Source organism: Geminicoccus harenae, from assembly GCF_019800005.1.
GTDB lineage: Bacteria > Pseudomonadota > Alphaproteobacteria > Geminicoccales > Geminicoccaceae > Geminicoccus > Geminicoccus harenae.
Window position 1 is genome coordinate 221,090 of sequence record NZ_JABGCL010000007.1, and the last position, 21,068, is coordinate 242,157.

22 protein-coding genes and 1 pseudogene are annotated in these 21,068 nt (G+C 66.9%); 13 read left to right on the plus strand and 10 right to left on the minus strand.

From position 1 onward, the window contains the following. Nucleotides 1-29: 29 nt before the first annotated feature. The 9 genes and pseudogenes from HLA95_RS08920 to HLA95_RS29085 all read right to left on the minus strand — a co-directional run. Nucleotides 30-1,073: a polyamine ABC transporter substrate-binding protein gene (locus tag HLA95_RS08920; RefSeq protein ID WP_191057556.1), complete on the minus strand. Its 1,044-nt coding sequence runs from the start codon at nucleotides 1,071-1,073 to the stop codon at nucleotides 30-32. 44 nt (nucleotides 1,074-1,117) lie between these two features. Further along, nucleotides 1,118-1,741: a cupin domain-containing protein gene (locus tag HLA95_RS08925; protein ID WP_222183017.1), complete on the minus strand. Its 624-nt coding sequence runs from the start codon at nucleotides 1,739-1,741 to the stop codon at nucleotides 1,118-1,120. Between the two features lie 134 nt (nucleotides 1,742-1,875). Continuing rightward, nucleotides 1,876-2,751, minus strand: coding sequence for an ABC transporter permease (locus tag HLA95_RS08930; RefSeq protein ID WP_191057557.1), 876 nt, complete (start codon nucleotides 2,749-2,751; stop codon nucleotides 1,876-1,878). Then, the gene (locus HLA95_RS08935; protein ID WP_191057558.1) at nucleotides 2,717-3,697 is read right to left on the minus strand and encodes an ABC transporter permease; all 981 of its coding nucleotides are present in this window, start codon (nucleotides 3,695-3,697) and stop codon (nucleotides 2,717-2,719) included. The genes HLA95_RS08930 and HLA95_RS08935 overlap by 35 nt, the downstream gene beginning before the upstream one ends. A gap of 34 nt (nucleotides 3,698-3,731) precedes the next feature. Beyond that, on the minus strand, nucleotides 3,732-5,342 hold the full coding sequence (locus HLA95_RS08940) for an ABC transporter substrate-binding protein (protein WP_222183021.1): 1,611 nt from the start codon (nucleotides 5,340-5,342) through the stop codon (nucleotides 3,732-3,734). Nucleotides 5,343-5,375: 33 nt separating this feature from the next. Beyond that, the gene (locus tag HLA95_RS08945; RefSeq protein ID WP_191057559.1) at nucleotides 5,376-6,845 is read right to left on the minus strand and encodes a flavin-containing monooxygenase; all 1,470 of its coding nucleotides are present in this window, start codon (nucleotides 6,843-6,845) and stop codon (nucleotides 5,376-5,378) included. Continuing rightward, on the minus strand, nucleotides 6,842-8,848 hold the full coding sequence (locus HLA95_RS08950; RefSeq protein ID WP_191057560.1) for a hydantoinase B/oxoprolinase family protein: 2,007 nt from the start codon (nucleotides 8,846-8,848) through the stop codon (nucleotides 6,842-6,844). Before HLA95_RS08950 ends, HLA95_RS08945 begins: the two co-directional genes overlap by 4 nt. After that, a complete protein-coding gene (locus HLA95_RS08955; RefSeq protein ID WP_222183023.1) occupies nucleotides 8,841-10,886 on the minus strand; it encodes a hydantoinase/oxoprolinase family protein in 2,046 nt (681 codons plus the stop codon). Before HLA95_RS08955 ends, HLA95_RS08950 begins: the two co-directional genes overlap by 8 nt. A gap of 411 nt (nucleotides 10,887-11,297) precedes the next feature. Next, a pseudogene (locus HLA95_RS29085) lies at nucleotides 11,298-11,693 on the minus strand (transposase); the annotation flags it as partial. Between the two features lie 355 nt (nucleotides 11,694-12,048). On the opposite strand from HLA95_RS29085, the gene HLA95_RS08960 reads away from it, so the two are divergent. From HLA95_RS08960 to HLA95_RS09020, 13 genes are all read left to right on the plus strand, one after another. Beyond that, entirely contained in the window at nucleotides 12,049-13,299 is a 1,251-nt protein-coding gene (locus tag HLA95_RS08960) for a tyrosine-type recombinase/integrase (protein ID WP_191057562.1), read from the plus strand. Further along, nucleotides 13,296-14,078, plus strand: a complete 783-nt coding sequence (locus HLA95_RS08965) for a hypothetical protein (protein ID WP_191057563.1) — start codon at nucleotides 13,296-13,298, stop codon at nucleotides 14,076-14,078. Before HLA95_RS08960 ends, HLA95_RS08965 begins: the two co-directional genes overlap by 4 nt. A 123-nt stretch (nucleotides 14,079-14,201) precedes the next feature. Beyond that, the gene (locus HLA95_RS08970; protein WP_191057564.1) at nucleotides 14,202-14,426 is read left to right on the plus strand and encodes a hypothetical protein; all 225 of its coding nucleotides are present in this window, start codon (nucleotides 14,202-14,204) and stop codon (nucleotides 14,424-14,426) included. Nucleotides 14,427-14,443: 17 nt separating this feature from the next. Next, nucleotides 14,444-14,713 carry a hypothetical protein gene (locus HLA95_RS08975; protein ID WP_191057565.1) on the plus strand — a complete coding sequence of 90 codons (270 nt, stop codon included), beginning with the start codon at nucleotides 14,444-14,446 and terminating at the stop codon, nucleotides 14,711-14,713. Continuing rightward, nucleotides 14,710-15,723 (plus strand): hypothetical protein, encoded by a 1,014-nt coding sequence (locus HLA95_RS08980; protein ID WP_191057566.1) that lies wholly within the window; start codon nucleotides 14,710-14,712, stop codon nucleotides 15,721-15,723. Before HLA95_RS08975 ends, HLA95_RS08980 begins: the two co-directional genes overlap by 4 nt. Continuing rightward, nucleotides 15,720-16,928, plus strand: coding sequence for an AAA family ATPase (locus tag HLA95_RS08985; RefSeq protein WP_191057567.1), 1,209 nt, complete (start codon nucleotides 15,720-15,722; stop codon nucleotides 16,926-16,928). Before HLA95_RS08980 ends, HLA95_RS08985 begins: the two co-directional genes overlap by 4 nt. 363 nt (nucleotides 16,929-17,291) lie before the next feature. Then, nucleotides 17,292-17,534, plus strand: coding sequence for a hypothetical protein (locus tag HLA95_RS08990; RefSeq protein WP_191057568.1), 243 nt, complete (start codon nucleotides 17,292-17,294; stop codon nucleotides 17,532-17,534). A gap of 199 nt (nucleotides 17,535-17,733) precedes the next feature. Then, nucleotides 17,734-18,012 (plus strand): hypothetical protein, encoded by a 279-nt coding sequence (locus HLA95_RS08995; protein WP_191057569.1) that lies wholly within the window; start codon nucleotides 17,734-17,736, stop codon nucleotides 18,010-18,012. Continuing rightward, nucleotides 18,009-18,245 carry a hypothetical protein gene (locus tag HLA95_RS09000; protein ID WP_191057570.1) on the plus strand — a complete coding sequence of 79 codons (237 nt, stop codon included), beginning with the start codon at nucleotides 18,009-18,011 and terminating at the stop codon, nucleotides 18,243-18,245. The genes HLA95_RS08995 and HLA95_RS09000 overlap by 4 nt, the downstream gene beginning before the upstream one ends. After that, the gene (locus tag HLA95_RS09005) at nucleotides 18,242-18,970 is read left to right on the plus strand and encodes a hypothetical protein (protein ID WP_191057571.1); all 729 of its coding nucleotides are present in this window, start codon (nucleotides 18,242-18,244) and stop codon (nucleotides 18,968-18,970) included. Before HLA95_RS09000 ends, HLA95_RS09005 begins: the two co-directional genes overlap by 4 nt. Before the next feature lie 2 nt (nucleotides 18,971-18,972). Further along, the gene (locus tag HLA95_RS09010) at nucleotides 18,973-19,320 is read left to right on the plus strand and encodes a hypothetical protein (RefSeq protein ID WP_191057572.1); all 348 of its coding nucleotides are present in this window, start codon (nucleotides 18,973-18,975) and stop codon (nucleotides 19,318-19,320) included. Between the two features lie 134 nt (nucleotides 19,321-19,454). Beyond that, nucleotides 19,455-19,988 carry a DUF1441 family protein gene (locus tag HLA95_RS09015; protein ID WP_222183026.1) on the plus strand — a complete coding sequence of 178 codons (534 nt, stop codon included), beginning with the start codon at nucleotides 19,455-19,457 and terminating at the stop codon, nucleotides 19,986-19,988. Nucleotides 19,989-19,996: 8 nt separating this feature from the next. Continuing rightward, a complete protein-coding gene (locus HLA95_RS09020) occupies nucleotides 19,997-20,464 on the plus strand; it encodes a DUF1441 family protein (protein ID WP_191057574.1) in 468 nt (155 codons plus the stop codon). A gap of 58 nt (nucleotides 20,465-20,522) precedes the next feature. Here HLA95_RS09020 and HLA95_RS09025 read toward each other — a convergent pair whose 3' ends face one another. Next, nucleotides 20,523-20,771: a hypothetical protein gene (locus HLA95_RS09025; protein ID WP_191057575.1), complete on the minus strand. Its 249-nt coding sequence runs from the start codon at nucleotides 20,769-20,771 to the stop codon at nucleotides 20,523-20,525. Nucleotides 20,772-21,068: the final 297 nt, after the last annotated feature.

The window sequence follows — 21,068 nt, forward strand, 5'->3', positions numbered from 1 at the left end:
CGGGACTAAAAGCCCCGCCCCCCGATGGCTCACTGCGCGATCCAGGCGTTCCAGCGCTCGGTGATCCGGTCGACATTGTCGGCCCAGAACTGCTCGTCGATGAACAGGGAGCGCTCCATGTTCGCGCCGGCCGGCAGCATCTTGCTGGCCTCCGGATCGAGCCGCTCGACCGCCTGCTTGTTGGTCGGCCCGTAGGGGATGTGCTTGGGGAACTCCACCTGCGGCTCCGGCGTGTTGGCGAACTTGATGAACTCGACCGCGAGTTCCTTGTTCGGCGAATCCGCCACGATCGCCCAGGAGTCCATGCTGTAGGTATGGTCGGTCCAGACGAAGGCGAGGTCGCGGCCTTCCTCGTTGGCGAGCGCGATCCGGCCGTTATAGGCGGTGCTCATTACCACGTCGCCCGCCGCCAGCCACTCCACCGGCTGGGCACCCGCTTCCCAGAACTGGATGTGCGGCTTGATCTCGTCCATCTTGGCGAACGCGCGATCCAGCCCCTCCGGCGTGGCCAGCACCTCGTAGACCTGCTCGAGCGGCACCCCGTCCGCGATCAGGGCGAGTTCCAGCGTGCTCTTCGGCATGGCGCGCAGCCCGCGCTTGCCCGGCCACTTCTCGACATTCCAGAAATCGGCATAGTCCTTGGGCGCTTCCTTCACCCGCGCCGGGTCATAGGCGAAGCCGGTCGAGACCACGACGTTGCCGGCACCGCAGGGATGCACGGCCTGCGGCACCAGCTGGTCCTCGCCGCCGATCGCGTCCCAGTCCAGCTCCTCCAGCAGCCCCTCGTCGCAGCCGACGATCAGGTCGCTGCGCTCGATCATCAGCACGTCCCAGGTGACGTTGCCGGTCTCGACCATCGCCTTGATCTGGGCGAGGCCGCCCAGATAGGTCTCCTCCAGGATGCGGATGTCGCCCTGGGACTTGGCGAACGGCGCGAAATAGACCGTGCGCTGGGCGTCCTGGTAGTTGCCGCCCCACGAAGCGATGGTGAAGTCGCGCGCCTGCGCCAGTCCCGGCAGCGCCAGAACCGTGACCCCCAGGCCCGCGATCAGGCTCTTCCAACGTATCGACATTCCGATCCTCCCCCGATTTGCATGTGATCGATGATGGGCCGTCCTCAGCCCTGCGCGGATCCGACCGAATCCGGCGGCGCGGCGGCGATTGCCCAAAGTGCCCTGGTGACCCCGTCATGGGTATTGCGGAAGCAGTGCGGCAGGGAGCTCTGGAACTGGAAGGAATCGCCAGCGCGCAGCGCGTGCACGCGCCCCGCCACCTCCAGCACCAGCGCACCTTCCAGCACCAGCCCGCCCTCCTCGCCGTCATGGGTATAGGGGCCGTCACTGGAGCGGCCGCCCGGCTCCAGCGTGAGCAGGATGAGCTCCAGGCGATGCGAGCGGACCGGCGAGATGATCTGCTTGGACATGCCCAACTGCTCGAACAGGAGCTCGCGCCGTTTCTCGACGCGCTGGACGAGCGGCGCCTCCGCCGCCATCGGCTCCGGCCGCGCGTCGAACAGGTCGACCGCCGCCACGCCCAGAGCCCGTGCGATCCGGGACAGGGAGGCGAGCGACGGGTTGGAAAGGCCGCGCTCGACCTGCGACAGCATCCCGATCGACAGGTCGGCCTGCCGGGACAGCGCCACCAGCGACATGCCCCTGGCCTTGCGCAGGCCGCGCAGGCGCGGCCCGACCTTCAGGGAAGCTGCCGCTCCCAATTCATCTGGCGTCGCCGCGCTGCCCAATGCTCCCCCGCCCGGACGGTCCTTGCCCGTTCCGAGCAGGCTAACAGGTTTTCAATTCTGTTGAAAACCCGTTGCATCACGCCGGGCTGGCTGGCCCGCTATGGCGTGCCTGCCGCCCCTGTCCCTGACGGCGGTCAGTTGCCCAGGCGCGGGTTGGCCGCGTCGTTCAGCGCCTCGCCCAGCAGGTTCACCGCCAGCACGGTCAGCACGATCAGGGCACCCGGCACCGCACTCAGGTACCAGGCGGTGCGGATCACCGCCCGGCCATTGCCGATCATCATGCCCCAGCTCAGCACGTTCGGATCGCCCAGGCCCAGAAAGGCCAGCGCCGATTCGGTCAGGATCGCCGAGGCCACGATCACCGAGGTGGTGACGATTAGCGGTGGCAGGGCGTTGGGCAGGATCTCCTGGAAGATGATCCGCCAGTGCGGGAAGCCGAGGCTGCGTGCGGCCAGCACGAAGTCCTGGCCGCGCAGGCGGCGGAACTCCGCGCGTACCAGCCTAGCCACGGTCGGCCAGGAGACCAGGCCGATGCCGAGCGTGATCGTGGCGAGGGTCGGCTGGAAGATCGCAACCAGCACGATCAGGAACAGAAAGGACGGCATGGTCTGCACCGCCTCGGTGAGCCGGGTCAGCAGGTCGTCGGTCCAGCCGCCGAAATAGCCGCCGATGGCGCCTACCAGTGTCCCGATCGTCAGGCAGATCGCCGCGGAGACGACCCCGATCCACAAGGACACCCGGGCACCGTGGAACACGCCGGCGGTGACGTCGCGGCCGAAATTGTCGGTGCCGAGCGGGAAGGCCGGGTCCTGGCCCGGCCACAGATAGGGCTTGGCCACCATGCCCTGCGGGTCGCCCGGGTAGAAGAGACCGGCGGTGGCCGCCATGAGCAGCACCCCCGCCATCACCAGGAGGCCAAGCCAAGCGCTGGGGTTGCGCAGGAACCGGCGCAGTGCGCGTCCATCCGTGCCCATGTCAGGACACCTCGACGCGCGGGTCGAGCCACGCATGCAGGAGGTCGGTCGCGATGTTGATCACGATCACCAGGACCGAGGACAGGAGCAGGATGCCGAGCAGGACCGCGAAGTCGCGGGCCAACACCGCCTGGAGGGCGAGGCTGCCCAGCCCCGGCCAGGCGAACACGGTCTCGGTGACGATCGCACCCCCCAGGAGGATGCCGAAATGGATGCCGGCCACGGTGGTCACTGGCACCAGGGCGTTGCGCAGCACGTGGCGCAGCGCGATCCGCCCGGGCGGCAGGCCCTTGGCGACCGCGGTGCGCACATAGTCCTGGCCATACACTTCCAGCATGCTGGCGCGGGTCAGCCGGGCATAGATGGCGATGAAGAACAGGGACAGGGACAGGGCCGGCAGGACCAGGTAGCGCGCCATGTCGAGCGCCAGCTCCAGCCCGCTGCCCTCGAAGCCGATCGTCTGGTAGCCGCTGCTGGGCAGCCAGCCCAGCTGGACCGAGAAGATCACGATCAGCATCAGCGCCCCCCAGAACGAGGGGATCGAGTAGAAGAACAGGGCGATCACCGAGATCGCCCGGTCCAGGAGCGAGCCCGCGCGCAGCGCCATCAGGAAGCCAGCACCGATGCCCACCAGCAGGGCGAAGACCAGGGCGGTGACCATCAGGAGCAGCGTGTTCGGCAGCCGGCCCAGGATCACCTCCAGCACCGGCACGCCGAACTTCGCGGAAAAGCCCAGGTCCAGGTGCGCCAGGCCGGACACGTAGTTCAGGAACTGGTCGAGCAGCGGCAGGTCCAGGCCCAGCCTCGCCCGGGTCGCCGCCATGGTCTCGGCGGTGGCGGCACCGGATTCGGCGGCCAGCACGTCGGCCGCATCGCCCGGCGCCATGTTCAGCAGGAAGAAGTTGAACACCACGATGATCACCACCGTGGGCAGGGAACGCACCAGGGCGCGCACGAACACCGGCAGGAGCCGCAGACTCATGATCGTTCCAGCAGATGCGTTCCCATGCGCCGGCTCAGCTGACCAGATAGGCTTCGGCGAGGTTGGCATGGATGCCGTCCGCCGTGAGCGTATGGTTCTTCAGGTTCACGCTGTGGATCGTGAAGGTCTGGATCGCGATCGTGTTCAGCGTCGGGATGTCGACCGCCACGATCTTCTGGAAGTCGTGGAACAGCTGCACCCGCCTGGCTGGGTCCTGCTCGACCTGGGCAGCCTCCAGTAGCCGGTCGACCTCGGCATTCTCGTAGTGCGAGCCGTTGGAGAACGGCACGCCCGGCTTGAAGTTCTTCGACCAGTAGAAGCGCTGCACGCCCAGCGTCGGGTCGGGCGAGTTGGTCATCGTGTTGTTGACGAAGTCGAAGTCGCGGTCGGCATAGACCCGCTTGATATAGGTCGCCATGTCCTGGTTGCGCAGCGTCACCTGGATGCCGACCTGGGCCAGCGCCTGGCGGATATATTCACCGCTCTGGATGTGCTGGTTGCCAATCGGCAGCGGGTCATGGCTGACGGCGAAGCGGATGCCCTCGTCGTTGCGCGGCAGGCCCGCCTGGTCGAGGAGCTGGTTGGCCCGCTCCGGGTCGAACGCGTACTGGTGGACGTCAGGCGTGTAGAACTGGGTGTGCGCCTGGTGGATCGGCCCGGTCGCGACCTCGCCGAAGCCGTAATAGACGTTCTGGAGCAGGATCTCCTTGTTGACCGCATGGGCCACCGCCTGGCGCACCTCGGGCTTGGCGAAGTACGGGTTGTCCAGGTTGAACTCGATCGCCGAGATGTTGGGACCGTAGCCATAGCCCCTGGTCTCGATGCCGAGCGTCGGGATCTGGCTCAGCCGCTCCAGGTCGCTGTAGGGGATCGGGTAGTCGCCGCCGACATCGACCTCGCCGGTCTCGAACGCGATCGAGCGCGCGGCCGCATCGGGGATGAAGCGGACGATGATCCGGTCCAGGTACGGCTTGCCCGCGTCCCAGTAGTCCTCATTGCGCTCGAAGATCATGTGGCTGCCGCGCTGCCACTCCTTGAACTTGAACGGCCCGGTGCCGATCGGCGCATGGTTGTGCGGGTTGGTCGTGACGTCCGAGCCATCATAGATGTGCTTGGGCACGATCGGCGATTCCTGGCCGGCCAGCGCGTTCAGGAGATAGGGAGCCGGCGCCTTCATCTTCAGGACGACGGTATGCTCGTCCGGGGTCTGCACCTCCTCCAGGTTGGCATAGGTCGCCCGCCCGCGCGGATGGCTGGCCTTCAGCGTCATCAGCGAGAAGGCCACGTCCGCCGAGGTGAAGGGCTGGCCGTCATGCCACTTCACGCCCTCGCGCAGCTTGAAGGTCAGCTCCTTGCCGTCCGGCGTGACGGTGTGGCTGACGGCGAGCTGCGGGCGCAGCGAGAAGTCGAGATTGTAGCCGTAGAGGCCCTCGGTGATCTTGCAGCTCAGCATCACGTTGGCGCCGGTCGTGTCCGAGAGCGGCACCAGGCCAGTGGGCTCCGGATCGACCAGGAAGCGCAGCGTGCCGCCACGCACCGGCTCCTCCTGGGCGCGCAGCGTGCGCGGCAGGAGCAGGCCGGAGCCGGCAACGGCGCCGAACGCGCCAAAGGCACGGCGGGAAAGTCCGGGCATGCGGAGGACCATCGGCGTTATCCTTATCCTTGGCTGAGGGCAGGCTCAGATCGGTTCGTCGACCAGATCGTCGAGGGCCGGTTCTTCCACCGTCCACTCGTCGCCCTGGAGCTCCGGGCGATCGAAGGCGCGCATGGTCGCGAAATGGTCTTCCCAGTCCTCGACGAACAGGCTCTCGACCAGATGATCCGCGACCCGCTGGGCACCCACGCTGATCCCGGGCACGTCGCCGGCGATCCGGCCATGGCTCATCACGGCACCCTGGTTCATGCAATAGACCCGGCCGAGCCAGGAATGGGCATCCCCGGACCGATCACGAAACTCCATCCCCTCGCCGAGAAAGGGATGGTCCAGCACCGGCCCCGGCGCATCCAGCTCCGGCAGCACGTCCCGCCAGCGCAGCACCCTTTCTGCCAGGCGCGCCAGCTCCGGCCGCTTGCGCCAGTCGACGCCGAACCCGGTGGCCACGATCACGAAGTCGGCGCGGATGCTGCCCTTGGGCGTGGTCAGGAGGATCGTGTCACCGTCCTCCCTTGCCGCCAGCACGGGGCTGCCGGTGCGCACGGCAAAGCCCGGATGGCGAGAGCAGCGCAGCATCGAGCCCCGCGGCGGCGGCGCGTTCACCGAGCGCATGTAACCGTTGATCTGCAGCCGCGCTTCCGGCGCCAGGGCGCGGAAGCCGCGGGCAAACCCGGCATGGTTGCCGGCCAGGCTCTTGTTGACCCGCGGGATGTCCTGCCGGCGCACCAGCAGCACCACCCGCTTGGCACCTGCCTCCAGCGCTTCCGCGGCATTGTCGACCGCGGACGCACCCGCACCGATCACCACGACCGTCTTGCCGGCCAGTGCCGTGAAATCGATCGGCGCGCTGGAATGGACCACGCGCGGCGAGGCCAGCGAGGCGAACGGCTCCGCCATAAAGGGGCCACCCAGCCCGTCGCGGCCATTGGCCAGCACCAGCCGGCGCGCCCGGATCCGCCGCCGGCCTTCGGGCGTGGCCAGGGTGGCGGTCACACCGTTCCGGTCGCCGTCCAGGTCGACCAGCTCCGCCTGGTTCTCCACCGGCAGCTTGGTCACCCGGCGCAGCCAGACCAGGTACTCCATCCATTGCGGGCGCGGGATCTTGTCCAGTGCTTCCCAGGCCACGGCGCCGAACTGCGCCTCGAACCAGGCACGGAAGGTCAGGCTGGCCAGGCCCAGCGCCGGCCCGGCCAGATGCTTGGGCGAGCGCAGCGTCTCCATCCGGCCATAGGTGACCCAGGGGCCCTCGTGGCCCTCGGGTGCCCGGTCGAACAGGCGGATATTGCCGATGCCATGACGGAACAGGGCAAAGCCCGCGGCAAGACCGGCCATGCCGGCGCCGATGACCGCCACGTCGAGCAGCGGCGTACCATCCTCGCCGGTACGGGGTGGCACCCAGGCCGGCGGCAGCTCCTCCAGCCGTTCCAGGTCCCACCAGAGCCGGCTTTCCAGCTCGGCCAGCGAGCGGGGGCCGGCATAGGCCTGCTCACTCACGCCGCGGCCTCCCGCCCGGCCTCGGCCGCCTCCATCTCGGCGAGGATCACGCGGACCGCCTGGCCCGCGGCTTCCAGCGCCGCCCGGTCGAACGGTCGGTCACGCTCGATCACCGCCAGCACCGGCGCGAAGATCCGCCGGCGCAGCGCCTGGCGCGCCGAGGCGGGCTTCTGGAACAGGATGCCGTTGATCCTGGCCATCAGCGCGTCGTCGAACACGCTCTCCCAGACCCGCCGCTCGGTGCCGAGGTCGAACAGCGTGTCCTTGCGGAGCTCACGGTCGGCGCGCAGTGCTGCCGTGGCATCGCGGTCCAGCACGCCGTCCACGATCACCACGCCATAATCGCGCCGGGCAGCCGCTTGGGTGACGAAGCCACGGCGCACATCCTGCAGCACCAGCTCCGGGTCACGCTCGAACGGATCGCCATAGCCGCCGCCACCGGGCGTCATCACGGTGATGGTCTCGCCGGCCTGCAGCTCGATCATGTCGATCTTGCCGAGTTCCTGCTCGTCCGGCCGGCCCATGTTCTTGATGGTGCGGGCAGCCATGCCGCAGCGGCCACCCAGGAGGCCCCAGGGCACGAAGCGGAACCGCTCCATGCCGCGGCCCAGCACCTGGCTGCCGGACTGGTGCGGGGTGAAGGTCAGCTCCAGCCCGACCCCGCCGCGCCACTTGCCGGCCCCGCCGGAATCCGGGCGGATGCCGTAGCGCAGGATGGTGAGCCCGGCCGAGGCCTCGACCGTCTCGACCGGGTTATTGGCCATGCCGCTGGTCGAGGAATCGCGGCCGTCCACGCCGTCCATGCCCTGCCTGCCACCGGTACCCCCGGTCATCGGCTCGACCACGTCGACCTTGCGCTTGCCATGCTCGTCGGCGGGCTCGGCCAGCACCACCGGGATGATCAGCCCGCAGCCGGCGGCGCGCACGAAGTCCGGCACGGCCTGGGCGAGCAGGCCGTTGATCACGTCGACCATCCGGTTGCCGGTGGCATGGCGCACGCCGACAGCCGCCGGGAAGACCGGATTGAGCAGCGAGCCTGAGGGAATGTGCAGCGTCACCGAGTTCAGGATCCCGGCATTGATCGGGATCGAGGGATCGCGGGTCAGCGCGTACTGGAGCAGGCGCAGGGTCAGCCAGGTGTGGCGCTTGCCGGCGGACGGCAGGTTGAAGGCCGCCGCGATCTGCGGGTCGGTGCCGGTGAAGTCGATGTCGAGCTGGCCGTCTTTGGCCGTCATGGTCGCGTGGATGCGCACCGGCAGCGGCGAGACCAGGTCGTCGTCCAGATAGTCGGTGAACCGGTAGGTCCCATCGGGGATGGTGCGGAACGCGTCGCGCGCCTTCTTCGCCGCATACTCGATGATCTCGGTGGTCCCGGCGGCAAACGCCTCGATGCCGTGCTGGGCGATCATGCCGGCCACCCGGCGCTCGCCCACGGCCAGGGCCGCGACCATCGCCTTCAGGTCGCCCAGATTCTCCTCGGCGGTCCGGCAGTTCGCCTCGATGAACGCCACCACGTCCGGATTGAACTTCCCCGCCTTCACGAGCTTCAAAGGCGGGATCATCAGCCCCTCCTGGAAGATCTCGTGGTTGGAAGGCGAGATGCTGGACGGCACCCTCCCGCCGACATCGGCGGAATGGATGAAGCACCAGCCGTAGCAGACCACCTTGCCCTCGTGGAAATAGGGCTGGAGCAGATGGAGGTCGGGCAGGTGGGTGGCGAGGCCACCCGAACGGTACGGGTCGTTGGTGATGATGACGTCGCCCGGCTCCAGCTCGGGCACCGCCCGGATCACGTCCGAGGCGTCGTTGTCGGCCATGTTGCAGACCCCGACCGTGGTCGGGAAGCAGAACAGCTTGCCGGCATGGTTGACCAGGCCCGTGCCGAAGTCCTGGGTCTCCTTGACGTAGATCGTCCGCCCGGAGCGCTGGAGTGCGATGCCCATTTCCTCGGCGGTGGCCGCGACCTTGGTCACCAGGATCTCGAGGGTCACCGGATCAAGCATCGCCGTTCTCCCGCGTCACGACCAGGAGGCCCTGCCGGTCGGCGACGAGCCGCCAGCCCGGCGGCAGCCACAAGGTCGTGTCGTCCTGCTCCACCACGGCGGGGCCAGTCACGGCCGAGCCGGCCCCCAGGTCCTCGCGCCGGTACACCTCCGCCTCCAGCCATGCCCCGCCATGGAACACCGGCCGCTGCCCGCGCGCAGGCGGGGACGGATCGCCCGGCGCCAGCTCGGGCAGCGCGACCTTGGGCACCTCGCCGATGATGCTCAGGCGCTGGGTGATCGCCTCCACCGCATGGTCCGGCTCGCGGAAGCCGTAGATCGCCTCGTGGGCCCGGTGGAACGCGTCGAGCACGCCCTGCACGTCCTCCGCCGCCCGCACTGCCTCGGGAATGGTGACGGTGAGCGAGAAGGACTGCCCGGCATATTGCATGTCCACCGCATGGACGAGGTGCCGACCCACCACCGGCACGTCCTCCGCCGCCAGCCATTCCTCCGCCATCGCCTCCAGGGCCTGCCAGTTCGCCCACAGCCGCTCGCCCGCAGCCTGCACGCGCGCCTTGCCCAGGCTGCGCACGAAGTCGCGGCGCAGGTCGGCCACCGCAGCACCCAGCGCGCAGAAGGTGGCAGCCGCGGTCGGCACGGTGACGCCTTTCAGCTTCGCCTCCTCGGCGAGCATGACCGCATGGGTCGGCCCGGCCCCACCGAACGGCACGACCACATGGTCGGCGGGCTCATAACCCTTCTGCGCCAGGAGCTTGAACAGTTCCGAGGCCATGCGCACGGTCGCCACCCGCAGCGCCGCCTCGGCGGCATGGGCAGCCGAAGGCAGGTGCAGACGCCGGGCAACCGCGGCCAGCGCCGCTTCCGCCTTCGCCTTGTCCAGGCGCATGGCGCCACCCAGGAACCGGTCGGGGTCGATGAAGCCCAGCACCAGATAGCAGTCGGTGACGGTCGGCTCGGTGCCGCCCAGCCCGTAGGCGACCGGTCCGGGATGGGCGCCGGCACTTTCCGGCCCGACCTTGATCACGCCATAGGCATCCACCGAGACGATCGACCCGCCCCCGGCGCCGATGCTGGACACGCCCACCACCGGCATCATCAGCGGCAGGTCGCCGATCCGCGCATTGGTGGTGAACTCGACCGTGCCGTCGCTGATGATCGCGATGTCGGCGCTGGTACCGCCCATGTCGAAGGTCAGCGCCGCGTCGATGCCCGCCGCCCGGCACATCGAGGCCGCGGCCGTGGCCCCCGAGGCCGGTCCCGACAGGACCGTGTCGATGGCACGCTCCCTGGCACTGGCCAGGCTCAGCATGCCGCCCGAGGACGAGGTCAGCTGCAGGACGTTCTGCGCCACCGCATCGATCCGCCCGCCCAGCTTCGCCAGATAAGCCCCCATCAGCGGATGGACCTCGGCATTGATGCAGGCCACCACGGCCCGCTCGAACTCGCGCACCTCCGGCCAGATCTCCGCCGAGCAGGTCACCGGCAGGTCCGGCAGGCGGGCGGCGATCACCCGGCCGAGCTCGATCTCCAGGGTCGGATCGACATAGGCGTTCAGCAGCATGATTGCGACCGCACCCGCGCGCGAGGCCGCGATCTCCCGGCACAGCGCATCGATCGCCGCCTCGTCCGGGCGGGCCAGCACGGCACCGTCAGCGGCGATCCGCGCGTCGATCTCGAAGATCAGGTCGCGCGGGGCGACCGCCTGTTCCTTGCCCAGGTGGAAGTTGTAGGGCGTCTTGAGCTTGGCCCGCCCGATCTCCAGCACGTCGCGCCCGCCCTTGGCGACCACCAGGGCGACGTCCGCCACCTTGCGCTGCAGGATCGCGTTCAGCGCCAGCGTGGTCCCATGGACGATGCGCAGGGTCCGTCCGGCCAGCGCCGGATGCCGTGCCGTCAGCGCACGCAACCCCTCCCCCACCGCCCGCGACGGATCGGCCGGCGTGCTCGGCTGCTTGTGCTGGAGGAGGCCACCGTCCGGCATCACCACCACGAAGTCGGTGAAGGTTCCCCCCACGTCGATTCCGACCGCAGGCATTCCCTCCTGGGACTGACCGGACAAGCTCATCGAGCGGGCACCCTCCACACCATGACGGGTCGAATGACGGATTGGTCGGGACGACGCGGGGCGGGAACCGCCCTCCATGCGTCGGCGTCCGGGACATGCACGGTCCTGCGGGCGGCAACCTAAACAGGCAACCGATGACCATCCAGGCCTATTGCGCAAGTGCCGCAGACCGGCCGGACCAGTGCTGCCTGCTGCCCGGGCGCTCAAGGAAGAATTTCTAACCCGTGCTTCAAGTACCCCTACCGCCCTCTCCGCCCGCATAGCCACCATGCACCCGGCGCTTCCCAAGTCGGGGCACGGAGGCCAAGCTGAGCCGTGCAGACATCACAAACCTGGTGATCCTGTCCTTGCCAAGGAGACCATGCAGCCTATCAGCCCGTTTCAGCCTCCCTTCGGGAGCCGTCGGACGAACACCATGCTGGGGGCATGGACGAAGAAGGCGAGGCTTGATGATGGTGTGACCTCGCGATCACGAACCGCCTGCGGCAGCGGCCGAGCCAGCCAAAGGTCCGCTCAATGACTCCTCTACGCGGCTGGATCACGAAGCCTTTCAAGCCCTGAGCGGCACCAACGATGATGAGGGTCCCCGGGGGCTGCTGTTGTGACACGTTTGCCGGCACTGGCGCGGTCGGCATAGCAGCGCGCCAAGAACGGTCGGGGTCGGCGTGAAGCCCGCAGGAGGACGACGCCGCCACGGCTGTCGTGTGGGCTGACCGAAAAGACTGCCGCGCGCAACAGATGACCGTCGCTATCAGCCAGCGCGTACCGGCCACGCCCACCCCGCCCGAACCGACCGCCTGCGCGTCGAGCACGGCGGCTGTGGGCTTCGCCTCGCCGGGCACGCGCACGATAGGCCAAGCAGGCTGCGCAGGAACGAACCTCGCGCACAAGCTGCCTAACACGTTGATTTTACTGGTCGGGGTGGTCAGATTTGAACTGACGACCCTCTGCTCCCAAAGCAGAAAAAGCAGATGCTTACTGAGACTTCGTGAGATCCTAAGATACTAGATCTCAGCACCTTATCGTGATAGACCCTCTGCCATAGGGGCTCGCTAGGTTGCCCTAGGAAGCATCAGGTAGCATCCAAATGCTTCCTGTTTGCTACCTGAACCACGCACAGAGGGTCGCTGCGGTGCCGTTCACGACGCAACGCGAGGTCGACAAGCTGGCCCTGCCGTCAGGCAAGAAGGACGTCTTCCACTTCGATGCGGCATGCCGTGGCCTGAGCGTGCGAATCCAGGGCGCCAGGCGCAGCTGGGTCGTTCACTACGCGGTCGGTGGCAAGCGGCGCCGCATCGATCTTGGCGACGTCGCGGGCATCAATCTGAAGGATGCTCGCACCAAGGCGGCCGAGATCACTGGTAAGGCGAAGAGCGGTGTCGATCCGCTTGCCGAGCGTGCAGTCCAAGCAGGACGCGAACGCCGAACCTTCAAGGCCCTGATTGATCGGTACCTCATCCAGTACGCCGAGCGCCACCACGGCAAGCGCATGCTGGTCGAGAGCAAGCGCGGTCTGCTTGTGCATATGGCACCGCTGCATGAGATGGAGATCGACAAGCTCACGCGGCGGGATCTGGCGGAGCGATTCGCCGAGCTGGTCGAGGCCTCGGGCCCAATCACAGCGAACCGCGTCCGCGGCATGATCTCGAAGCTTTTCGCATGGGCGATGGGGCAGGGCTTGGCCGAAGCTAATCCTGTGATCGGGACCGTCCGCCCTGCTCCCGAGAAGACCAGGGACCGTACGCTCTCCGAGAATGAGTTGGAGCTCATTTGGCGGGCGACGGCGAGCGACACCGACTACGCGCGGATTGTCCGCCTGCTGCTTCTCACAGGCCAGCGGCGTGAAGAAGTGGCCGGCATGCGCTGGAGCGAGTTGAGCGCGGACCAGCGAACATGGACGATCCCAGCCGAGCGGGCAAAGAACGGCCGTGCTCATGATGTCCCCCTCAGCACGCAAGCCCAGGAGATCCTGAGCGGCGTGCAGCAGCGAAAGGGGCGAGAGTTTGTGTTCGGCCGCGGCACTGGTGGCTTCTCGGGCTACTCCAAGGGTAAGCGCGACTTCGATCGTCAGTTAGCTGTACTCAGGGCTGAGACGCGACTTGCTCGATCGCTGGAGCCTGGAGAGGCACCAGACCCAGAGGACGCTCTGTCTCCGTGGGTGATCCACGACCTCCGGCGTACGGCCGTCACCATGATGGCAGAGCTCGGCGTCGCTCCTCACGTGGTCGAGGCAGTGGTGAACCACGTGTCGGGGCACAAGGCGGGCGTTGCGGGCATCTACAACAAGGCAGTCTACGCGAACGAAAAGCGGGCTGCGCTGCAGCGGTGGGCGGATCATCTTGAGCATGTCACCAAGGATGACCTTCGGCGGACCCGTCAATGAATTCGGATCAGGCATGGCTATTAGAACAAGCGATCAAGGCCTGCCGGAAGACAGGAGCTGGCCTGCTGCCGCCATTCGACAGTTGCGGAAGGATCGACCGGTACGCTCTGACCGATGAAGCACTAACGTACGCGATCGAAACCAACGTTCAAATGTTCAGGGATCATACTCGGCTTAACGAATCCGAAAAGAAACGTGTGGACGTTATCGATCAGATCAAAGAAGTAGAACGACTTGCGCTTGAGTTAGCAAACTGTCTGCACAAGCTTCATCCGCGGGCAAAGCAAGCGTTGGCAGACGCAGCCGATCCCATGAAGCAGGAATTGCATCCAGAGGGTGCAATCGTTCGGGCGTTTACGGATGAAGACATCATTCTCCTGCAGGATCGGCATGTGCCACTGGCAGCGAGACTGGAACTGCATGCCGAACGGGCGGCGCTGGCGGCGGAGCACTTCCCATCTGGAAAAGGTAACGGCAACACGTTGTTCCGACAGACGTACGGGACACCCAAAGGGCAACTTGTTGTGCGCCTTCTAGATCTTCTATTTCCATCAAGCCGTCATGATCTAAAGCCGAGCGGCACAGCTACAGGCACCTTCAATACCGCCGTAGTGGCGGTGGCGGCATATGCGAATATCGCTAAAGCTAGCTTCGGCCACATTGTCAGAGACGCCGCAAGGTTGCATGCAGAGCGTGCCTCCCTCTTGAGAGCTGCACCGCTTCATCAGGACCAAGCACGACAGTTGCGCAGGATCGGGCACGCCTTCAGGACGCTCTAACTAAAACCCCCCTCAGAAAGTTGGGGTTTTGCGCGTATGACGCGTGAGAACCACTGAATATCAATCAGGCACCCAGACATTCCGGGTGCTCTCACAAGGCACCCGACGCAAGTTGAGGTGCCCATGCGCATCAAACGATCCGAGATCTTCGCGCACTTCGCCGGTGATCCGATCCTCTCGTTCGACGAGCTGATCGCCGATCTCGGCTGCTCGAAGGCCACCTTTCATCGCGGCCCCCGCCACGAGTTGCCGGTCGTGCAGATCTCCGAGCGGCGTCTGGGCGTGCGCCAGTCCGACTACGAGCGCTGGAAGGCCTCGAAGATCCAGGCGCCGGCACGGGCTGCGTGATCTTGAGGAGCGAGGAGTTGCCCGACGGCCGACGTGGGGACGAGGCCAACCGGGCGAGCGAGGATGCTGCGAAGTATAGCGGCACCGACCTCAAGAATAAATCCACCTCTAACGGCCGGGCCCGCGACCTCCTGCGCCAAGCAGCGATCGAGCTCCGTCTGCGCTCAACCCGCGCCACGAAGCTCCCCTTCCCGCGCCTGGTCGCCACGGTCGAGGAGCAGAAGCTCAGCATCGACCGGTTTCGGCGGCTGCGCGAGGACTTGCCGATCTCGGAGCTCGGGCGATGAGCGGTGGGGCGCCGATGGGCGCGGATCCGCTGGACTTCCCGGTCGTCACCACCCTCGGGCCAAACCTCTGCAAGACGTTCTGGCCGGACGAGAGCGGCGCAATCACCTGGAAGAACTACGACAACGCCAGGGCCATCCGGTACGGCGTCTATCGTATCACCAGCCTGCATGACTTCTGGTGCCTGCAGGTCAGTCTGCAACGTCACCGTCGCTCGGCTCACGTCCGGGCCGCGCTGCGGCCGGGTGTGGATCCGCGCCGGACTGAACGGCTCCTCCATCGTCATGTCGATCGTGACGGTGTGGTGCGCGAGCCCACGATGGTCGACGTGCCACGCAGCTATGTCCTGTTCGATCTGGATGGAGTGCCGGCGCCCATTGGCTGGCACCGCCACCTGATCGACTTCTCGCGCGACTTGGTCAGCCAGGTGCTGCCGAGAGCCTTCCATGGTGCCGGGTTCGTGGTCGTCGCCAGCGCCTCCGCGGCGATCAAACCCGGGACCTGGCTCCGGCTGGGGTTCCTGCTCGATCGACCGCTGTTCGGCCACGAGATCGAGCGGGCGGTGGGCGACGCGCCCATCGACCCGAGCACCTTGAGGGCGGTGCAGCTCGTCTATACCGCGGCGCCGATCTTCCGCGGCATGGAGGATCCGGTCACCGAGCGGGTAGCCTATGGCTGGTTCGACCGTGACGTGGTCAGCCTCGAGATCCCGCCCGAGGCGCCGAAGCCTCGGATCGACCTGAACGTCCGCCCTGACCCGACGCGCGGCGCCAGCCACAGCCTGACCCTCGATCGCCTTGCGGATGCGGTTGCCTCGGCACCTGAAGGCTCGCGCCATCGCAAGCTCTTCGGCTGCGCCTGGCGCGCTGGCGATCTGGTCGCTTCCGGCCAAGCCTCCGCGCACCAGGTCTTCCACTCCCTGGGACAGGCTGCCGTTCAGGCGGGCATCACCGATCCGCCGAACGAGCTCGCCAGGATCATCAAGAGCGGCCTGGAACGCGCCGCCGCATGACCGACCGTGGCCAATACTTCGAGGATCTCGACGCGGCCGAAGACGCCTTCATCCGCGGTGAGGTGCCGCCGAAGCGCGAGGCGCCGAAGCCGCCGATGCTTGAACTGACAGACGCGGCAGACCTCGCCGGTACCTGTGCACCGGTACGCGAATGGATCTGGGACGGCGTGTTCAGCCGCCGGACCGTGAACATGCTTGTCGGCGTGGGTGCGGTCGGAAAGTCCATGGTCTCCCTGCAGGTAGCCCTATTCACCGCCCTGTCTCGCCCGCTCTTCGGGCGGGCGATCACCGGCGGGCCGGTCATCTACTTCTCGTGCGAAGACGACATCAGCGAGATGCACCGGCGCCTAGAGGCTTTGGAACGAGGCACCCGCGTCTCGATCACCACGCACGGCCGGCTGCTCTTGGTCGACAGGGTGGGCAAGGACAACGTCCTCGTTGCTCATGATGCCCGAACGGGCTTGAGCACGCCGACTGATGCTTTCGAAGCTCTGCTCGCAACAGCGAAAGCTGTTGGGGCGCGCCTCGTCATCGTCGACACGGTGGGGCAGACCTATGGCGGCAATGAGAACGACCGGGCGCAGGTCACTGCGTACATCAACGCTCTTGCCAGGATAGCCCAGGAGATCGACGGCGCAGTCCTGCTGATCGCGCACCGGCCCAAGAATGGTGCCGAGTTCTCCGGCTCGACCGGATGGGACGCCACTGTCCGGGCTCGGCTGCTCATGGAGGTGCGTGAGGACGAGGACGGCCTCGCCAGGATCTTCCTGCGACTTGCCAAGGCGAACTACGCAGCACCTTTCGAGTTCGAGCTCGTCCGAGGTGAGTTCGGGGCATTCTGGCTTGCCGAAGAGCTGGAGCGCCGCTCGCTCACGATGGGTGAGAAGATCGATGCCTATCGTGCCGAGGCGGAGGTCAAGCAGGCCTTCATGTCGGCTCTGGACGAACTCTGCCGGCAGAACCGGCACGTGTCGCACGCCAGCCGTGCCAGCAACTATGCCCCCAAGATCATCGTCGCTGCCGGGCTGAACAAGGGCTTCAGCACGAAGGCGCTCGATGGCGCCATGCAGGCCCTGTTCCGTGATGGCGTGATCAAGGCCGGCCTGCCGGTGGGCAAGGGCACCGATCGAAAGCCCATCTTCGGCATCGCCCGTGTCGCTCCCCCCAAAGACAGCATCGCTCCAGAGGAGCCTGCAAATGATTGATCATGATTGCGGGATGGTCCGCAGGAAGGTTTGCGGGAAGGTTCCTGAATTGCGGTGCGGTACCGTCCCGCAGGTGCAGGGCGGTTCTGCGGGCGGGTGTGTCCCCTCTTTAGAGGGACACCACCGCACCGCACCGCACCCCGTGCGGGATGGTTCCTGCAGGGTCCGACCAGACTGCACGGCAGCTAGTGTCGAGGCAGCCCACCGAGCCCTCCACGAAGCCCGCCTGCGCGGCTGGAACATCCGGCTTGTCCAGGGGCGCCCCGTGCTCCGTGCACGACTGGCGTCTCTCTCACCGAGCCTGGTCGATCGGCTGGTCGAGTTCAGCGCAGCGATCACCCTGATCCTGCAGGGAGCCGGCCGATGAGCGACAAGATCGAACACGTGCCCGAGCATGTGCAGCTGATGCGTGAAGGCATCTGGCTGATGACGCAGGGCAAGCACGCTGAGGCAGGCTACCTGATCGGCATTAGCCTCACCGACATGGCCGAAGCGAATGAGCTCCCGGTCGGCCGCAACTGGCCACGGCCTGGCCAGATCCCGCCACAGGGATGGCATGTCTACGAGCGCGCGTTCCGCTGGTTCCACGGAGGGCGCTGGCCATGAACAGGCACCGCATCGCCATGCGCGGCCACGATAAGCGCTGGCGCGAGATCGTCGTCGAGACACGGCCATCGCTCCGCCAGCCGGGATTGGCTCCTACCCCCGCGCCACTGCCCACCCCGCCCGCTGTCATCGTGGCTCCCAAGCGCTTCCGTCTGGAGCGCACTCCTGACGGCGTGGCTCGCAGAATGGAGGCGATCGAATGCTGATGCAGACGAAGCTGAAGTACGCCTCCCAGCTAGCGCGCCGGATCGAGGATCATCTGCGTGCCGATGACGAGGAAGCGGCACGCGAAGATCTGCGGCGCCTTCGGGATCGGCTCATGGAGGTGGTGCAGCAGTACGAGGCGCTAGCTGCTCGGCTCTACCCGGTCGCCCGGGTGCCAAGGCCTCTCGCTGAACTGGCCAAGAGCACTGAACCCGGGCCGGCCTTCACCAACAGCAAGCGCCGCCGGTTCACGGCGCCGGACGACCTGCGATGAGCCGCCGGCCGTCTGACCAACCTGCGGTGCTGCACTTCCTGGCCATGGCCGCCTTTGCCCTCGGCATGGCGCTCCTGGCTGCCGCCGGCGCCGACCAGCGCCAGGCTCACCGGCTGTTCAAGGCGGTGGTTCGGCAAGGCGCTCTGCCGCCTGTCCGCGGTTCGCCACCACGACGGCGCCGACGGATCGTCACCCGACAGAACACCCATCTTCAACTCAAGGACTTCCGATGACTAAGGTCACTCTTCCTTCCGCTCTCTCCGCTGCCCTTCAGGCTGCCCAGGATCTTGAGAGCCGCATCGACCGCACCCAGGCGGCTCTGGTGGCTGCCGACGCCCGCGCTGAGCGTGCCAAGGCCAATCGCCTGGAAGCCGAGCTGGAGCGTGACCGGCTGGCCGGCGAGCGCGACTTGGCCGCTGCCAGCGAGGCGCTTGGCGAAGCCCCGACCACGGACACAGCCGAGCTCAAGAAGGCCATCGCATCGGCCGACAGGCGGCTGGCTGCGGAGCGCGCCGAGGCCGAGGCTGCTCTGGCTGCGCAGCGAGGCCTCCGCCTGCGCTTGCAGAAGGAACAGGCGGAGCGTGCCCAGCATCTGGAGGCCATCGAGCAGGCTAAGGGCGAGACACGCCTGGCCTTGGCTGAACAGGCAAGCGCAATCCTGGACAGGATGACTGCCATCCTGACGACGGAGTTCACCCCGCTGGCTCAGGCAGATCTGGCGGTTGGTGGCGGCTATCTGGCGCGCTGCCTGGCGAGCATCAACCTCAGCGAGTTCGGTGTCGATGATGGTCAGCCCAGCCGAGCGGGGAAGCTCGACCATGCTATGCGATCGGCAGCCATGCCTCCCGAGTTTGCTCGGGTCGACATGACCGTGCGCAAGCTCAGGGCAGCCACCGCGGAAACCCGTGCGGAAGCCGAGGCCAGCCCGCAACCGGCCAACGATCTGCGGGCAGCCTGATCATGCACCGCCGCCCGCCCAAGCCGGTGATCACTTCGGAGCTGCTGAGGCAGGCTGAAGAGCGAAGCAACGACCTGATCGACGAAGTGGCGCTTTGCCTTCGCGACGCTGATCCGGTCGAAGCTGACCTCCACGTCCGCCTCCTGGCACTCCAGAGAGCGGCTGTGCGGGCGGCGTGCCATGTGCCTGACTTGCAGGTGGCGGCACTGGCTGCTGCCCGTGAGGCGGCACAGAGGGCTGCTGGCGAGGAAGGCTGCAGTGTCCTCGACCGGGTCAGATGCGGTGACTGGATCGTGGCCCAGACCCTCCGCGCCTTCCACAAGCCGGACCCGAAGCCCAGCCTGAACTGACCACAGTCCTGGCTAGGAATCTCCGGGTCCTGGGTCTGCACATGTGCACTGCGGGTGGCGCGGGCACATGGCTTCGCTAGCCACAGAATTTCCTAGACGTTCCACCACAACGGATGGAGTTCCTACAAATGGCCATGTCTCGCACGAGTTGGTCGATCAACGCCCTGGCCACCGAGTTCCAGCTCGACCGCCGCACGGTCGGCAAGCGGCTGGAGGGTGTGGTGCCGGTCGATCTCGGCCCGGACGGCTCGCCACGCTGGAGCATGGTGGACGCGGCACCGGCCCTGCTCAACCCGCGCGAGCCAAGATCTGCACCAACGCGCCCGCCACCCGAGGGTGCCGAGATCCTGACCAAGATCCCGAACGACGTGCAGGCCGGCTTCGTCATCGCCCTGCTCGACCTGATGACCAACGGCAAGCCGTATATCGGCGGCGCCCTGATGGCCTCCGGGCTCTCTTTGGAGCAAGCCAAGCGCGGCGCGGCGCACGTTCATGTCGCTCTGATGAGCTTCGCGGATCGTGCCGCCAGGAACCTGGGCATCCCGCCCTGGGTGCAGCAGGAGGAGCCCAGCTGGATCCCTGTCGACAAGATCCAGGAGCCGGACTGGAAAGGGCTGGCGGCTTTTGCCAAGCAGGAGCGTGCGAAGGCCGCTCCCAAGGTAGCCTGACTATGCCCATGACGCCCAAGGCTTGGTCGGTGAACGGTCTGGCGGCCGAGCTCGGCCTGGACCGGCGCACGGTGGCCAAGCGCCTGGCCAGCGCTCTGCCGCACAGCCTGGCGCCGGACGGCTCGCCTCGTTGGCGGCTGAACGAGGCGATCCGCGCCCTGTTCGACGTCGAGGATGGCCGCCGCGCCCGGATCGACATCGACGAGGCCAGGCAGCGCAAGATCGCGGCCGAAGCGCGCCTGGCCGAGCTTGAGCTGGCCCGCCAGGAAGGCGAGGTGGTGGCAGTGGAGGACGTCGGCATCGAGGTCGAGCGCCGCTATTCCGCTGTCCGCGCCCGCCTGATGGCCCTGCCGCCCAAGCTGGCGCCGATGCTCTGCCCTGAAGAGCCGGTCGTCGCTCAGGCAATGATCGAGGCTGCCGTCATCGAGGCCCTGGCTGAACTATCCGAGGGTGGCGCTGACGATGCCGATCCGTGATCGCCTTACCCCGATGCCTGAACCTGCTTTGCCTGAACCTGCTCTGCCGGAAGCAGCCTCAGCCCCGGTAGAATTGCGACCAGGAGAACGGTTGCTGGTCGATGGCACGGTCGCTGGTGCCGGCGATGTAGGTCGCCAGATCCCCGCACTCGTTCCAGATCTCGGTGACGCTAATCCCGCGATCCTTGGCAGCCTGCAGGCACTGCGCCGCATACTCCCGCGACCGATGCCGGGTATCGCTGTAGATTTCCGCCTCTACGTTCTGCTCGATCCAGTAGTCCACGAACACTCTGGCGCTTGTACCCATGGCGTTCTCCTGGTTGGCGAACAAACGCTAGGAACGCCATTTCCGGGAGTCCTCAGTAGCGAGACAATTTGGCCTACCTGAGAGCATCCACCCGCAAGCGCTGTGGCTCTACCGCACTAATCGGCCGAAACCACAAGATCTAAGCGTCAAACTTGAGCAACAGCATGGTTCTGCAGCGCCATCCGCCCGGCGCCACGGTGGGACTCATCCAGGAGACCAGCAATGAGTATCTCCCCCCTCTCGATGCCACGCTTCTGCCCGTGCGTAGCCGCGACGCTCGCGCCTGGAGAATTAATT